The following is a 16185-nucleotide window of genomic DNA, read 5'->3' as shown; positions in this document are numbered from 1 at the left end:
GGAATATCAGCTTTTTTCTTCAATATTAGTTCATAACTTTAAACAATCTAATACTTTCTTCATATGCCACTTGGAGTTTCTTTGTAATTGGTCCTCTTTCGCCGTTTCCAAACTGTTCATCACCAATTTGAACGACTGGGAATATTTCAAGCGGCGTCGCTGTAAAGAAGCACTCATCAGCCTCATATACTTCTTGTAATGAAAACTCTCGTTCCTCTACTTCGATATGTAACTCTTTCGCTAATGTAATAACATAGTGCCGCGTAATGCCCTGTAGAATGAAATTGTCAGCCGGATGTGTAATCAATTTATTATTTTTCACCATAAAGAAATTCGAATGACACCCTTCAGTCACAATGCCATCTCGTACTAATATTGCTTCTTGATACCCTTGTTCATTTATTTTATTTTTAATCATGATATTTGGTAAAAGATTTAATGATTTTATATGGCAAAACTTCCACCTGATGTCCTCTTCTACCGTTACCTTAATCCCTGCCTTCATTGAAGCAACTGGTCTTGGGAACGAAACAAGATTTGCAAAATATGTCGGTTGTAAATCTGATTCATATACATGATTGCGTGGTTGTGCACCTCTTGATATTTGTAAATATACATTCCCATCTTCTTGAAATTGATTTTTTTCAATCATTTGATGTAACTCTTCCACTAATTCTTCCTTCGTAAATGGTGGAATTAGTTTTATTTCTGCCATAGAGTTAAAGAATCGTTCCAAATGTAAATCTAATAAATGAGGCTTGCCATCGTATAGTCTAAATACTTCATAAATACCATCACCAAATTGGAAGCCGCGCTCTTCTAATGCGACCATCGGCTGTTCTTCCTTCGTATTAATCATTCTCCCATTAAACAAGATCCACTCTTTATGAGTAGCTTTCATTCTTCCCCACTCCTTTATCACATGATTGATTTTATTGTACAACTTATGTCACCCTTAAAGAAGGAATTTTCTGTATTTTCACGAACAAAAAATACATCACTTCGTAAAAGTGATGTATTTTATCATTTATTTAAGGAAATATTTTTCAATATCATCTAACATAAGATTCGCAGCTTTAATACCGCCTGCTGTATTCCAGATTACTTCATCCACTTGGAATACTTTATTATTTTTAGAAGCCTGTAGTTGCTTAAAGAGTGGATCTTCTGTCCATTCCTTTGCTAACGAATTTCCTTCATTATTCTTATCTGCATCTTTATCAGACGTGAAATAAAATAAGTAGTCCCCGTCCATATTTGGAATTTGCTCTTTTGTAATTCCTTTTATCGCAAAATCATCTTTATCTTGTAATGGTGGTCGTTTAAATCCAATATCATTTAAAACAACTCCCGAGAATGAGTTTTTTTGATAAATACGAACATCACCTGGCACGAAACGAATAATAGAAACTTTAGAATTCAATTTATCGCCTAACTTCTCTTTCATTCCTTCAATACGTTTTTTATAATCATCAAGAGCTTTTTGCCCTTCTTTTTCTTTATTTACAGCTTTTGTATAAAGCGTAAAGTTTTCTTTCCAATCACCGCGTAATGTTTCTGCATAAACAGTTGGTGCGATTTCTTTTAGCTGATCATATATTTTTTCGTGACGCATTTTATTTCCGATAATTAAATCTGGCTTAAGCTTCATTACTGCTTCTAAATTAATATCACGTTCAGTTCCTACAACTTCCGTATTTTTTAATTCTTTCGCTACATGAGGGTACCATTCATCACCAGCACGTGGTTTCGTAGTCCCCACTGGCGTTACGCCCACAGCTAGGAGAGCCTCTGCACCTTCATTTGTTAAAACAACAACTTTTTTAGGTGTACCATTTACTGTCGTTTCGCCCATTGCATGCTTGACCGTATATGAATCTTTTGCTTTAGCTGATATATCATTTTCTTTTTTCTCTTCTTTACTACATCCTGCAATTACAACCATGAGTATCATAATGCAGAACATAATTAGTTTTTTAGTATGTATCATATGTCCTCCCTAGATGAAATCGATTATCATTAACAATTAAAGATTAATGTATACTACATACATTGTCAATGTATATCAGAAAACTTTTTTAATATATACCATTTCGATTCTATTGGCTTTTCTAATGTTTCTTTTTAACATATAGTGTATAAGTATGAAAATTTATGTTGTTATTACAATGCGTATCTGAGTTATACATAACAAAGATACGCATCCATATTGCATTATCATTTTAATTCCTAATATTGAGTATACTTAATATACGATGGATCATTATATACCCACTGATTTCCACCAAGGTTTAACCAGCCATTTTCATTTATATATACTAAATAAGATTCTGGAGGATTTAATTGACGGATAACTGCAGATATAGTTGATGGACCACTTCTTAAATTTACATTCATCCCTTGTATATATGCAACCCCAATCGGACTTCCATCACTATTGCTTGTCTTTACAAAATTAATGTAAGAAGGATCATTATACACCCATTGTCCATTCCCCAAATCTAACCATCCGTTACTTTCCTGATATACAACGTAAGATTCTGGAGAATTTAATTGACGAATAACTGAGGAAGAAGTTGATGGACCATTTCTTAAATTTACATTTTTCCCAAGGATATAAGCGATTCCCTTCGTTTGAGGTGTCGGTTGTGGGTTTGGAGGTTGTGGATTTGGAGCTACTCCAAAAATAGCCGCTATTCCATTTGCATACGCTTGACTTAGATCTTCAATAAATTGTGGATTTTTTAATAAATTTGCATCAAACGTTGTATCAATAAAGGCAGTCTCAGTTAAAATTGCATCCATTGCGGTTTCTCTTAATACCGCATAATTTTCTTTTTTTGCTCCTCGATCACGAAGACCGTATTTTGTTAATACAGGATTTACTGCTGTATGCATCTTTTGTTGCTTTGCATATGCAGTGCTGCTGTTGGATAACGCATTATAAATATAGCTTTCAAAACCTGTACCCCCGCCGCTATTAATATGAAATGAAATAAAATAATCCGCACCAAAAGCATTAGCAATATTAGCACGTTCCGATAAGGAAATAAACACGTCACTATCACGTGTCATTTTAATTGTAATTGGGTAATTTACCGTTAAAATATCTCGAACGCGTCTAGCAATTTGAAGCGTTAAGTTTTTTTCTACTAAGCCATTACCAACAGCACCAGAATCATATCCACCGTGCCCTGCGTCTATAACAAGTTTCATTTTACTACCCCGCCCCTTTCTTGTAATATGTTAGCATTGCTACTCGTCCTATTTTATGTGAAATGTACAAGTTCTGTTACAATCACAAATAAAAAAACCGCCTTATGTAAGGCGGTTTCTATCATCTTGCTTTAACCAATTTAAAATAAATATATACGATTGATAGTGAATATAACGTATGCAAAATAAAATAAATAAAAGTACTATTCCAACACCACTATAAAGTAAACCGAACTTTAAAAAAACATTCACAAGTGGTGGAAAGTTCATTATATTTTGTAATGTACTAAGCATACAAAATATAATGAAAAAGACAGGGACGTATTGTAATTCATACGGCTTTCTTTTCTTAATCATTCTTTTCCGAATGATTATATGACATAGTTCTGCTACTATAAAGCACCCTCCAATTAATACAAGACCAGAAGTCATTGTCATACATCCACCTGCCTTATATTTATTGTATCGCATAAATAATCATCGTTATATTTTCTTCACATACGCTCCATCTTCTGAAGTAAAGCCAAAACTCTCTATGAAAGAATGCGCTTTTTCTGTTAATTCCTCTTGTAGCACTTTTATTTCTTTCACATTTCTTTGTTTCATCATTTCTTCAAATGTAAAATACGTATTTGTACCATAACCATAACCTTGGTAATCAAAATGAATAATTAGCTGTGATAAAACAGCTCGTTCCTCTTGAACACTATAATCTATTACACCAATATATGTATCATCAACTTTCACACAATACTGTACCTTTTTCTCACCTAAACTATGCGATTTAAACATTTCTTTAACAACGCTTTCATTTTCTATAGTAACTTTCTCAAACGTAATCATATGTTGTCCATCCTTTTACTATTATTGTATCAATAATACTTCCTATTTATGAAAAAAAACCTTAAGACCGTATGCGATCTTAAGGTTTTTCTAATTACACTAAGCTATACGCACGTTTTGTTTCTTCATGGAACTTGTTCGTATCGTATTTATGCTCAACATAAATTTGGTGCCATACCATAAACGCAAGTACAGTCCAAATTTTACGGCTATAATCGCCTTTATCTGCACAATGTGCTTCCAGTAAGTTTAATACATACTGTTTGTCGATTAAATGCTCTGTCTTACTTTCGTTTATAATATTTATAGCCCAATCATGCATTTCGTCTTTTAACCAGTGACGAATTGGTACTGGGAATCCAAGTTTTTTACGATCTAATACGTGATCTGGAACGATTCCGCGTGCTGCTTCACGTAAAATAGCTTTCGTAGTTCCGTTAGCAATCTTAAGTTCAGTTGGAATTTTAGATGCAACATCGAATACTTCTTTATCTAAGAACGGTACACGAAGTTCTAATGAGTTTGCCATTGTCATTTTATCAGCTTTTAATAAAATGTCACCGCGTAACCATGTGAACATGTCAATGTACTGCATTTTACTTACATCATCATAATCTTTAATCTCGTTATACAATGGTTTCGTGATATCCATATAGTTAACACTTTCATTGTAATACTTCATTAATTCAGCTTTTTCTTCTTCACGGAAGATTTTCGCATTTCCATAGTAACGCTCTTCAATTGGTGTACATCCACGCTCTAGGAAGCTCTTACCTTTAAATCCTTCTTTAAGAGCACCACTCAATGCTTTTAGAACACTCTTACCTGGGCTAGGAATGTAAGAGAACATTTTTAGTGAGTTTGGCTCACGGTAAATGTTATAACCACCAAATAGCTCGTCTGCGCCTTCACCTGAAAGAACAACTGTTACATGTTTACGTGCTTCTTTAGCAACGAAGTACAATGGTACAGCTGCTGGATCAGCTAAAGGATCATCCATATGCCAAATGATTTTTGGGAACTCATCCATAAATTCTTTCGCTGAAATGAATACGTTATGGTTTTTAACGCCTAATTTCTCAGCAGTTTCTTTTGCAACATCAACTTCACTGAAACCACGTTGCTCAAAACCAACAGAGAATGTTAAAAGATTTGGATTCATTTCTCTTGCAATAGAAGCGATGATAGATGAATCGATACCACCAGATAAGAATGAACCTACTGGTACATCACTACGCATATGCACTTTTACTGAATCATATAGTACATCACGAATTGCTTGGATATGCTCCTCTTTCGTTGCACTTGAAGCATTGAAATAAGGTTTCCAGTAGCGATGGATTTCCATCTCTTTACCGATTTCTTTTACGAAATAATGACCAGGCTCGATTTTATTAACATCAATTGTTAATGTTTCTGGCTCTGGGCCATATTGGTACGTAAAATAATGTTGTAGTGACGTTGGATTAACGCCTTTATCTTCCATCACATGCATAATACTTTTCTTCTCAGATGCGAAGAATGTAGTATCACCTTGCTGTGCGATGTATAGAGGTTTAATACCGAAGTGGTCACGTGCACCGAAAAGTTTCTTCTCTTCACGATCCCAAATCATAAATGCAAACATACCACGAAGGTAGTCTACACATTTTTCTTTCATATGTGCATACAATGCAATAATAACTTCTGTATCAGATTGCGTTGCAAACGTTGCACCTTTTTCAAGTAACATTTCACGTAATTCTACATAGTTGTAAATTTCACCATTAAAAATAATTACATATCGATCATTTTCATAAGTTAGCGGCTGATGTCCTGCCTCTAAGTCAATGATACTTAAACGGCGGAAGCCAAATTGTACATGTTCATCACGAAAATATCCTTCGTCATCTGGACCACGGTGGAAAATCATCGTGTTCATATTTTCAAATTGATGTTTTTCTGTTTCTGAAAACTCTCTAGGGTTTTCACATAAACATCCTACAAAACCACACATACTTCTTACCCTCTTTCGGTTTTCATTCTGTTTCTATACTACTATATCAACCCTATTTATACTAGCATAATCAACTGAATATGGCGACCAAAAACTATAAAAAAATCACTCCATTTCACATTTTTAACAATTTTTTATGAAAACATGAAAACTAGGCACTCACCTTTCTCCGCTTTTGTCATATGATATTGCAAATTGATTTCTAGGAGGGAATACCATGAGTGAAGAAAAAAAAGATTCTTCTCGCCCACCGGTTCGTAATTACTTAAAGCAAATTGATGATTTCTTCGAGCAAACACCTCTTCGCAATGTAATCGCTGATTTAAATCATTTTTTCCAAAAAGGAAACCGTTTATTAACATTCCCTGTAGATTTATATGAAGTTGGTGAAGAACTCGTTGTTACAGCTGAACTACCAGGTATACAAAAAGAGCAAATCCAAATTGAAATACAAAGTGAATACTTAAAAGTCTCTGTAAAAGAAGAGATACTCGAAGAGGAAGAAGAAACATCCCATAACTATTATCGCCGAGAACGTTCCATTTCAGAAGCATCAAGATTGATTAAGTTGCCGTATTCAATTAATAAAAAAGCAGCAAAAGCTTCTTATCAAAACGGCGTATTAGAAATTCGGGCGCCGAAACTTCCCCAACAACATGACATTTTATCCATAGACTAATGCAAAAAAAATAAGGGTGCTATGCACCCTTATTTTTAATCCACTAATCGCTTCATATCACGTATAATGTCTTCGTATGGCGTATTACTAATGCCACTATACTTTTTCATTACTTTTCCGTTTTGATCAATTAAATAAAATGATGTACCATGCATGACCTGACCGTTCTCCGGCTTATCTACAAGTGATTGGAAATTATCTTTTGAAAACTTTGTAATATCTTCTAACGAATATCCCGTTAATAAATTCCAGTTACTAGTATCCTCTGTAAACTTTTGAATAAATGCTTTCAGATTTTCTGGTTTATCAAGGTCTGGATCTACACTAAATGAAACAAACTGAACGTCTATCTTCTCTTCTTTTGCCATCTTTTGCAGCTTGGCCATATTTGCAGTCATTGGTGGACAAACTGTTTGACAATTTGTGAACATAAAATCTGCAACCCAAACTTTCCCTTTTAAATCTTTTGTACCAAATTGCTTTCCATCTTGATTTGTAAATTGGAAAGTTTCTAAATCCCAATTCAATGGTTTACGAAGCTTTGAACCTGATCCACTACATCCAGCAAGTACAAAGAGACAAAATACAACCATAAGACCAATTATTTTTTGATAACGCTTCATTTATAAACCTCTTTTCTCTATCCTAAATTTAAATAGGTTATGTTTATAATAACAAAAGTTAACACTACGAGAAAATTGTTTACTACATTTGTTCACGAAATCGTACGAATTTACGTATGTTACTTCTTTATTTCAAGCGAATTACTAGACAAAATATATTTTTTTACTATTATTTCTATAAATAGAAGTGATAAAACTATTTTTATTGTTACTTTTGTAAATACCTTTCCCTATTTTTTAACAATTCCTTAAACATTAATCCATGTTTTACACTGTATTCCTTAACAACATTTCGGTACAATACAAATACAACGATTTTAAATGAGGTGATGTTCATGGCAAAGCGCTATGAAAATATGGATAATGTTAGTACAAAAAAATCAATTCGCTCTTTTTTACGCTGGCGTAAAGAACGAAAGCAAAACAAAAAAGATTTTTCTTTCTTAGTAGAACAATCACCCGTTAAACAAAGTGCATTTTTGCAAAGTAATGTAAAAAAAACGACTGTCACATGGATTGGGCATTCTACTTTTCTTATCCAAACGAATGGACTTAATATATTAACAGATCCAGTATGGGCCAATAAATTAAAGCTAGTTCCAAGACTTACAGAACCTGGACTCTCTATAGAAGCACTACCTAAAATTGATATTGTCCTTATTTCACATGGTCATTATGATCATTTAGATTTTTCAACTCTTCGTCAGTTGAATGATGATGTTCTATACCTTGTACCTATCGGATTAAAAAAATTATTTACTCGTAAGAAATTTAAACATGTAGAAGAGTATAAATGGTGGGAAAGTACGATAATTAACGAAGTTTCTTTTCACTTCGTACCTGCTCAGCACTGGACGAGAAGATTCTTATTTGATATGAATACGTCTCACTGGGGGGGATGGATTATTGATAATGAAACGACTATGGAAACCATATATTTTTGTGGCGACAGTGGCTATTTCCAAGGTTTCAAAGAAATTGGTGAACGCTTTTTAATTGATATTGCTCTTATGCCCATTGGCGCTTATGAACCAGAATGGTTTATGAAAGTATCTCATGTTTCACCTGAAGAGGCTGTGCAAGCTTATTTAGATTTAAACGCTACTCATTTTATACCGATGCATTACGGAGCATTTGCACTCGCCGATGAAACACCTCGTGAAGCAATAACTAGACTTCGAAATAATTGGAATTTGCGCATGTTACCATGGGAACAACTGCATGTACTCTTTTTAGGCCAAACTTTTATTTATAGTAACGCAACAAATGATAAGCAAATAAATGAAAAAATTGAAACTTTACATGTGTAACGTAGCGACTGATTTTCTACATCTAACATATAATATAGAAAATCCTATAGTGAAGGCTTTTACGGACAGCCCGTTACCTAACCTCTTTGCTCCAGCTAAATTTTGAGGTGGGAGTTTTACTGTCCGCAAATTGCGGGATAAAGGGTGTTTTCTATGAATAGATATTTACAGACTCGCTATATCATTAGCGGTAGTGCCTGTATAGCTCTTCTTATTTCTTACTTTCTATTTACATAAAAAAGCTACTTGAAATATATTTTCAAGTAGCTTTTTTATTACTCTGCTAAATACATAAATCCGATTGCACCCGGACCTGTATGAGTACTAATTATAGGCGTTGTATAGAAAATTTCTGATTGAGCAAACCCACTCACTTTTTCAACCGCCGCTTTCATACTTTCAGCTAAAGGAATTGCTTTCGCATGTGGAATTGCAACAGCCTTTACAACTTTTCCAGCTGTATCTTGCTCAAATAACTTAGCTAATGTTTTTACAATTTGGCCTTGGCTACGAACTTTCGTTACAGGATTATAAACACCGTCTTCAAGACTAGCAATTGGCTTTATATTAAGCAGCGAACCGATAAACGCTTTTCCTTTACCGATACGTCCACCCTTCACTAAGTTTTCTAATGTATCTACTACTACATATAAACGAGTATTCTTTCTTACTTCATCTACACGTTTTAAAATTTCTTCTAGTGAGCGCCCTTCATTTGCCATTTTTGCAGCTTCAATTACTTGATATGCTAAAGCATGTGTAATAAATTGAGAATCAACAACTGTTACTTTTGTATCGGTCATTGATGCAGCACTATTTGCAGTTGCTACAGTACCACTCATTCCACTTGTCATATGAATGGAAAGTACTTCACTTCCATCTTCACCTAACTTGTTATACATTTCTACAAATGTACCCATTGCTGGTTGCGATGTTTTTGGTAATTCCTCTGATTTAAGCATTTCTTCAATAAATTCATCTGGTTGTAGATCAACGCGATCTAAATATGTTTGTCCATTTACAGAGATTGATAATGGTAGAACATGAATGTCATACTTCTCGATTACTTCTTGTGATAAATCTGCCGTTGAATCTGTTACAATTTTAATTTTTTGCATATTATATTCTTCCCTTTCCAATACGCTCTCCTTGTTATTATACTAGTATTCCCATTGCTTTCAACAATTTGGAACGAAATTTCATCAAATTAATTATATTTTTATATCTAAAATGAAAAAGACAGAGCTCCTAACCCTGTCTCTACTCTATATCATGCATTTTTTTCAAGAGTATTTGTTTTATATACATTTAAATAATCATTCCACTTCAAACAATTTTGTAAATATTCACGGAAAGAATATGCAAATCTTGGATGTTTTTGTTTTTGAATTTTTGCAATAAATAATTGAAGACGAGACTGAATTAGAAACGATAATGGATGCTGCGCCTGTAGGACAGGGATTTCGAATATTTTAATACAATCCCCTGTTGAATGAGTGAAATAAAAACTTTTCGTAATCACAATATCAATCCTCTTTTTCATTGGATTTTTGAACTTCCTCTACTTTGCGTTGTAACACGTTGTTTAAAGTGGAGTAAAATCAGACTTATATGATTTCTGTAGTCCTTATGGCTAGAAGATTTATACTCTATTCATCTCCACCTAATCCATCTTCCCATCCTAAATATCTCCGAGACGGGAATCTCATTATCCATCAATTGTTTAATACATTTAGTATAAGCTTATAAAAGCGCAAAGTTTGTCTAAATTTTGGAGATTCTATAATTTTTTTCTTCTATATATTGTATACGTTTATAGCTATAGTATAACCAATAAATAAAAAAGTGCCTTTATAACGAGGCACTTTTCGACTGCATTTCTTCTCTTTTCTTTTTCCTCTTACTAACAACCTTTGATAAAGCAATACTTACTTCATAAATACAAATAAGCGGCACCGCAACTAAACTATGAGATAAAAAGTCAGGCGGTGATATACAAGATGCAATGATAATCAGTGCTACGTAAGCATATCTTCTTATTTTTATTAAAAATTCCGCCGTAAGTATTCCAATACTAGTTAAAAACATTACAACGACTGGTAATTCAAAAATCACAGCAAATGGGACTGTTAAATTAAGTACAAAATGAAAATACTTTTCTGTCGTAAACATCGTATTAAACATTTCATTACCTATCGTAGTTAAAAAGTGAAATAGAAATGGCATTACAATAAAGTATCCAAAACATAAACCTGCAATAAATAATATAGACAATACCGGTATATACATTATTGTCATCTTTTGTTCATTTGGATGTAAACCCGGTTTTACAAATAACCAAATTTGTATAGCAGCAAAAGGAATTGTACAAACGATAGCAAATACTGTAGCAATCGAGAAAAAAATCCACAATACATCACTTGGACCGAGAACAGTTAATTTCATTGGTAAATCTTTTACAAGCCAAAAATAAATATCCTTTGTAAAAGTAAATCCGATAATTAAAAATAGTACAAAGGATAACACCGTATATATTACTCTTTTTCGAAGCTCAACAATATGTTCTACTACGCTCATTTCCCGATCTTCCAACTCGTTCACCACACTTTATTTATCCATTACAAGGAAAATACATTACATTTTTTCTTTCTTTTCCTTTTCTTGAAATGCGTCATCTGTCAATTCTTTCGTTGATTTTTTAAACTCTTTTAACGTTTCCCCTAAAGCCTTCCCGATTTCCGGCAATTTTTTAGGCCCAAATAAAATGAGTACTGCTACTAAAATTAAAATTAACCCTGGAAAGCCAATATTTGAAAACATTTCCCCATCCCCTTTATTAGTAGTTTCCTTGTCCTACTATTACATAATTTTATTTTGTCAAAAAAGTTTGAAAACGTCAACAAATCCATTGCCTTTTGTCAAAAAAATTCAAAAATATAATCAATTATACAAATTTCATTTTCTATTGCCCCTGTGTATGATATGGTAAGGGAAATGACATATTATTTCATGATAGTAGAAAGGATTTGCATTATGACTGAAAAAATGACACGAATGACCCAATTTGTAAAAGAAGAAATTGCAAATGCAATTACACATGGTATCGGTGCCATTTTAAGCATCCCTGCCTTAATCATATTGATTATTCATGCGTCTAAGCACGGTACCGCATCAGCTGTAGTTGCATTTACTGTTTATGGTGTAAGCATGTTCTTACTGTACTTGTTTTCAACATTGCTACACAGCATCCATCATCCTAAAGTTGAAAAAATATTTACTATTTTAGATCATTCAGCCATTTACTTATTGATTGCTGGCACGTATACTCCTTTTCTACTTATTACACTTCGTGGCCCATTAGGATGGACGTTACTTGCTATTATATGGACACTTGCAATCGGAGGTATCGTCTTCAAAATTTTCTTTGTACGTCGCTTTATAAAGGCATCAACTTTATGTTACATCATTATGGGCTGGCTCATAATCGTTGCCATTAAACCACTTTATGAAAATCTAACTGGACATGGTTTTTCACTACTTTTAGCAGGTGGAATTTTATATTCTGTCGGAGCTATATTCTTCCTTTGGGAAAAGCTACCTTTCAACCATGCCATATGGCACCTGTTCGTTTTAGGTGGTAGTGCGATGATGTTCTTTTGTGTACTCTTTTATGTCTTACCTACAGCATAATAAAAAAGGTTTCAGCTTACTATAAGCTGAAACCTTTTTTACTACTTATGTAATTGTGATGCGATAACTTCCTGTGTATGCTTCGTTAATTCTTTAATATCCATATTCGCATAATCTTCAGGTGTAATCGGCTTAGAAATTGTTACTGTTGCATGAGCTGGCTTCATACGATTTCCATTCGCTTCAAACATCTTATATGTACCATCTAACGTTACAGGTAAAATTGCTACACCTGACTTTACTGCAAGATGAAAACTACCAGCCTTAAACTCTCCAACTTCGCCACCCTTACTTCTTGTCCCTTCTGGGAAAATTACGATAGAATGTCCATTCTTTAATAGCTCGATTCCATCTTTAATTGCTTTAAGAGATTGACGACGATTGCTACGATCCATAAATACACAATTCATAAGTTCCATCCAAGTTGGCACAACTGGGAACTTTTTAATTTCTGCTTTTGACACGAATCCAATTGGTTTATTTAAGTAACCTAGTAAAACAGGGATATCCATATTACTTTGGTGATTACTTACAACTAGTACCGGCTTGTCTTTCGGAACATTTTCAAGCCCTTTCACTTCTACTGTCCCTCCAGCTACACGTACCATTTTCTTACCAAACCAATTTGTCGTTTTGTACACAGCATTATCTTTTTCTTTTGGCGCCATCGTATTTACTTGTCTTTTAAGACGCCACATTCTCGGTGTAATCGCAATTACGATTAAAATTAAATAAAAGATTTTAAAAAACGTTTGAATCATACAGAACCCCCACCTATTATCATTCCGACCTTCATTATACTAGACAAACGAAGGAAAAAGAAGAAAAAAAGTCCAAACAGCAAGTGTTTGGACTTTTTAAGGCATTCTATATTAGAAACGTTTTGCTAATTCACGAGCATTAGCAATTGCTGCTTCTTTAATTTCTTGTGCTTTTTCAGGGTTTGCATTCATACCTTCAACTGCAATATATTCAGTTTCATTTACTCCGACAAATCCTAATACAGTTTTTAAGTGATTACGACCGAAGTCTACAGCTGCGTATGCTCCTTCAGAATATACGCCACCTGTTGCTTGAATGTGAAGTGCTTTTTTACCTTCTAATAAGCCAACTGGACCATTTTCAGTATATTTGAATGTTTTACCTGCGATTGCTACGTTATCTAAGTATGCTTTTACTACTGGTGGATAGCTAAAGTTCCACATTGGAGTTACGAATACATAACGATCTGCATGCATAAATGTTTCTAAGTTTGTGTTCATTGCTGCTACTTTTTGTTGTTGAACTTCAGTTAAAGTTTCAAAGCCTTCACCTGCTGCAAATTTACCCCAAGCACCAAATACATCTGCATCGATTGCTGGTACAGTAGTATTGAATAGATCAATTGTTACAACTTCGTCTTGTGGATGCTCGTTTTTATAAGCCTCGATGAAAGCTTCCCCTACTGCCATTCCGAAAGAACCTTCTGCTGAATTTGGATTTGCTGTGATAAATAGTACTTTTGTCATTGTATTCTCTCCCTTTTTTCTCTTTATCTTTAATTCAAGATTTATTTTTCGAAAGTTAATAACTTACCTTATGTAAGTATAATACAAAAAGTTTTAATTAATGTCAATAAAAAATAGCTACTTTTTTTTCGTAAGTTAATGATTTATTTTGTTTCTTTAAAATTTAGTATACAGATATTAAGACTCCTCATACAAAAAGGCTATCTCTATAATTTATAGAGATAGCCTTTTATTACATATTATTTTTGAAAAACATGTTTCACTTTTTCAGCTGGAATGTTACTTCCACCTCTACCTTTTACATCTTCAATCATCATTGTAATGACCATATCTGGTGAATTCAAATCAAATGCAGCGAACCAGCCTAGTTCTTTTCCTTCGGCCTCTTTGGATACTTTTAATTCCGCTGTACCTGTTTTTCCAGCAAGAGTCATTCCATCAATTTTAGCAATTTTCCCTGTACCATCCGGATCATTAATTACTTTCGTCATAGCAGTTTTTAATATATCCTGATTTCCTTTAGAAATTACATTTTCTTTCCAAGCTTTTGGTTGTTTATCTGTTTTAATAATATACGGTGATGGAATCGTTCCATCATTTACAATTGGCGCATACGTTAAAGCTAAATGAAGAGGAGTCATTAATACTTGCCCTTGTCCATATCCTGTATCTGCCATTTGAATATCATTTTTAATACCGTCATTTGCAATTTTAGAAGCAGGGAATCCATATTCAATTGGTAATTTTTCATCGAATCCGAATTTTTTCGCTTCACTCATAAACTTGTCTTTTCCGATTTTCAATGCTTCTTGTGCGAAGTAAATATTATCCGAGTATTTCATCGCCTTATCAAAATCAATCGGATTTGCATCTTTCACACGCGTTACATAATAATTACCCCAAGAAGAATCTTTTGTCCATTTTAATCCTTCAATTTTTAACTCTTCTTTTGGATCAATCGTTTTCGTTTCAAGACCAATTGCAGCTGTAATTGGTTTAAATACAGAACCTGGTACCGATAATTGTGTAAAGCGATTCGTCATCGGTTTTTTCGGATCATTATTCCAAGCTTCGCGTTGTGCTTTCGATGTTCCTCGTGCAATTAAATTCGGATCATATGCTGGACTACTTACTAGTGCAATTGTTTCTCCACTTTTCGGATTAATTGCTGCACTTGAACCAGCTTCGCCCTTCATTTCATTGTACGTTTTTTCTTGAACAGCACTATCAATAGTTAAAGTTACGTTTTCTCCATCAACAGCATCTGTTTTTGCCAAGTTTTTAATTTCTTTTCCTTGTGCATCTTCTACAAAGACACGGCCACCTTTTTTACCGCGTAGCTTTTCCTCTAATACTTGCTCTAAACCAGCTTTACCAACTGGATCATCAGCTTGATAGCCTTTCTTTTGAAGCGTTTTTAAATCTTCAGCATTTACCTTTCCGATATAACCAGTCAGATGAGCTGCCGCTTCCCCTAATGGATATGTACGAACATTTACAGGTTTTGTTGAAACACCTGCTAAATCAATGTACGTATTTTGCGTTGCCCCTTCAGGCAAAATTCCAATTGGTACGAGATACCCTGGTTTTACCCATTTAGCAGCTAATTTTTGATCAATTTCTTCTACAGACATATTTAATAACTTCGCTACTGTTTCTTTCGTTTGCGGAGCAGTATCGCCTAACTTTTCAGGAATCAATCCGATTTCAGAAGCTTTCCCATTTGTTGCAAGACCTTTTCCATTACGATCGTATATTTCACCACGTTTTGGCTGTGTTGTCTGCATACGCACTTTACTATCTTTCGTCATGCCAGGGAAAATAAAATCAGGAGTCCAATCTATTTTCCAAGATTCTTTATCTCCATCTTTTTCTTTCACCATTTTTGCTTCATGGCCAAAAGTAATTTTACCACCAACTGTATCCATGCTTACTTTAAAAGGAACAGGGCCTTCATCTTTTTTATCTTCTTTTACTTCCCCTGTTTCTACCTTTAAGTCTTTCACTTCGATACCAGAATAAATTTTTTCATATTTCTCAGTAAATTCTTTCTTTGAAATATCTTTTTTTGCATTTTTTGATAGTTGATCATACATATCTGCAAATTTTTGTTTATTCCACGCTTTTACATATGTATCAAACGCTTCTTGTGGTTTTTCTTCTTTACCACATCCAACTAACATGAATGTTAAGCAAAGAAAAAGAATCCCCCATATCTTTCTCAATCGATTCTCCTCCTCTTTCTATATTAGTACTTTTGAAAATTTTAGCATTTTTACATGCTACCTATCATTATAGCACTATCGAATCTCATCTATAA

The 16185-nt window shown here is 33.9% G+C and carries 17 protein-coding genes; 3 read left to right on the top strand and 14 right to left on the bottom strand.

Annotated features, from left to right (window positions below; translation table 11 throughout):
- Positions 1-25: 25 nt before the first annotated feature.
- From dat to asnB, 6 genes are all read right to left on the bottom strand, one after another.
- A complete protein-coding gene (gene dat / locus AC0ONG_RS09785) occupies positions 26-901 on the bottom strand; it encodes a D-amino-acid transaminase (protein ID WP_000648395.1) in 876 nt (291 codons plus the stop codon).
- 126 nt (positions 902-1027) lie between these two features.
- Positions 1028-1990, bottom strand: a complete 963-nt coding sequence (locus AC0ONG_RS09780) for an ABC transporter substrate-binding protein (RefSeq protein WP_000581983.1) — start codon at positions 1988-1990, stop codon at positions 1028-1030.
- A 239-nt stretch (positions 1991-2229) separates the two neighbouring features.
- On the bottom strand, positions 2230-3216 hold the full coding sequence (locus AC0ONG_RS09775; RefSeq protein WP_074789590.1) for an N-acetylmuramoyl-L-alanine amidase: 987 nt from the start codon (positions 3214-3216) through the stop codon (positions 2230-2232).
- A 102-nt stretch (positions 3217-3318) separates the two neighbouring features.
- Positions 3319-3648 (bottom strand): hypothetical protein, encoded by a 330-nt coding sequence (locus AC0ONG_RS09770; protein WP_000200457.1) that lies wholly within the window; start codon positions 3646-3648, stop codon positions 3319-3321.
- Positions 3649-3699: 51 nt separating this feature from the next.
- Positions 3700-4059: a GNAT family N-acetyltransferase gene (locus AC0ONG_RS09765; protein ID WP_000627501.1), complete on the bottom strand. Its 360-nt coding sequence runs from the start codon at positions 4057-4059 to the stop codon at positions 3700-3702.
- A gap of 94 nt (positions 4060-4153) precedes the next feature.
- Positions 4154-6055, bottom strand: coding sequence for an asparagine synthase (glutamine-hydrolyzing) (gene asnB, locus AC0ONG_RS09760; RefSeq protein ID WP_000333819.1), 1902 nt, complete (start codon positions 6053-6055; stop codon positions 4154-4156).
- A 217-nt stretch (positions 6056-6272) separates the two neighbouring features.
- Between asnB and AC0ONG_RS09755 the strand changes: the two genes are divergently transcribed.
- Complete coding sequence (locus tag AC0ONG_RS09755; protein WP_001288086.1) at positions 6273-6734, top strand: Hsp20/alpha crystallin family protein; 462 nt, start codon at positions 6273-6275, stop codon at positions 6732-6734.
- 35 nt (positions 6735-6769) lie between these two features.
- Here the strand turns inward: AC0ONG_RS09755 and AC0ONG_RS09750 are convergent, their stop codons facing one another.
- Positions 6770-7357 carry an SCO family protein gene (locus AC0ONG_RS09750; protein ID WP_000833341.1) on the bottom strand — a complete coding sequence of 196 codons (588 nt, stop codon included), beginning with the start codon at positions 7355-7357 and terminating at the stop codon, positions 6770-6772.
- A gap of 335 nt (positions 7358-7692) precedes the next feature.
- Between AC0ONG_RS09750 and AC0ONG_RS09745 the strand changes: the two genes are divergently transcribed.
- Positions 7693-8667: an MBL fold metallo-hydrolase gene (locus AC0ONG_RS09745; RefSeq protein WP_001129637.1), complete on the top strand. Its 975-nt coding sequence runs from the start codon at positions 7693-7695 to the stop codon at positions 8665-8667.
- 275 nt (positions 8668-8942) lie between these two features.
- Here the strand turns inward: AC0ONG_RS09745 and AC0ONG_RS09740 are convergent, their stop codons facing one another.
- The 4 genes from AC0ONG_RS09740 to AC0ONG_RS09725 all read right to left on the bottom strand — a co-directional run bounded on the left by AC0ONG_RS09740 (position 8943) and on the right by AC0ONG_RS09725 (position 11487).
- Positions 8943-9785 carry a DegV family protein gene (locus tag AC0ONG_RS09740; RefSeq protein WP_014894780.1) on the bottom strand — a complete coding sequence of 281 codons (843 nt, stop codon included), beginning with the start codon at positions 9783-9785 and terminating at the stop codon, positions 8943-8945.
- Between the two features lie 152 nt (positions 9786-9937).
- A complete protein-coding gene (locus AC0ONG_RS09735) occupies positions 9938-10189 on the bottom strand; it encodes a DUF2535 family protein (RefSeq protein WP_000629010.1) in 252 nt (83 codons plus the stop codon).
- 329 nt (positions 10190-10518) lie between these two features.
- Positions 10519-11244, bottom strand: a complete 726-nt coding sequence (gene tatC / locus AC0ONG_RS09730) for a twin-arginine translocase subunit TatC (RefSeq protein ID WP_000117643.1) — start codon at positions 11242-11244, stop codon at positions 10519-10521.
- A gap of 57 nt (positions 11245-11301) precedes the next feature.
- On the bottom strand, positions 11302-11487 hold the full coding sequence (locus AC0ONG_RS09725; RefSeq protein WP_000492443.1) for a twin-arginine translocase TatA/TatE family subunit: 186 nt from the start codon (positions 11485-11487) through the stop codon (positions 11302-11304).
- 213 nt (positions 11488-11700) lie between these two features.
- On the opposite strand from AC0ONG_RS09725, the gene trhA reads away from it, so the two are divergent.
- Positions 11701-12357: a PAQR family membrane homeostasis protein TrhA gene (gene trhA, locus AC0ONG_RS09720; protein ID WP_000136889.1), complete on the top strand. Its 657-nt coding sequence runs from the start codon at positions 11701-11703 to the stop codon at positions 12355-12357.
- A gap of 41 nt (positions 12358-12398) precedes the next feature.
- On the opposite strand, the gene AC0ONG_RS09715 is transcribed toward trhA, so the two are convergent.
- The 3 genes from AC0ONG_RS09715 to pbpC all read right to left on the bottom strand — a co-directional run bounded on the left by AC0ONG_RS09715 (position 12399) and on the right by pbpC (position 16090).
- Positions 12399-13118 carry a lysophospholipid acyltransferase family protein gene (locus tag AC0ONG_RS09715; RefSeq protein WP_474203581.1) on the bottom strand — a complete coding sequence of 240 codons (720 nt, stop codon included), beginning with the start codon at positions 13116-13118 and terminating at the stop codon, positions 12399-12401.
- A gap of 111 nt (positions 13119-13229) precedes the next feature.
- Complete coding sequence (locus AC0ONG_RS09710; protein ID WP_000170033.1) at positions 13230-13865, bottom strand: FMN-dependent NADH-azoreductase; 636 nt, start codon at positions 13863-13865, stop codon at positions 13230-13232.
- Between the two features lie 239 nt (positions 13866-14104).
- A complete protein-coding gene (gene pbpC, locus AC0ONG_RS09705) occupies positions 14105-16090 on the bottom strand; it encodes a penicillin-binding protein 3 (protein ID WP_001227242.1) in 1986 nt (661 codons plus the stop codon).
- Between the last annotated feature and the right edge of the window lie 95 nt (positions 16091-16185).

This window comes from Bacillus sp. TCT6 (assembly GCF_056033845.1).
Note: the sequence above shows the minus strand (reverse complement) of the source record. Positions and strands in the feature narration are given on the sequence as shown.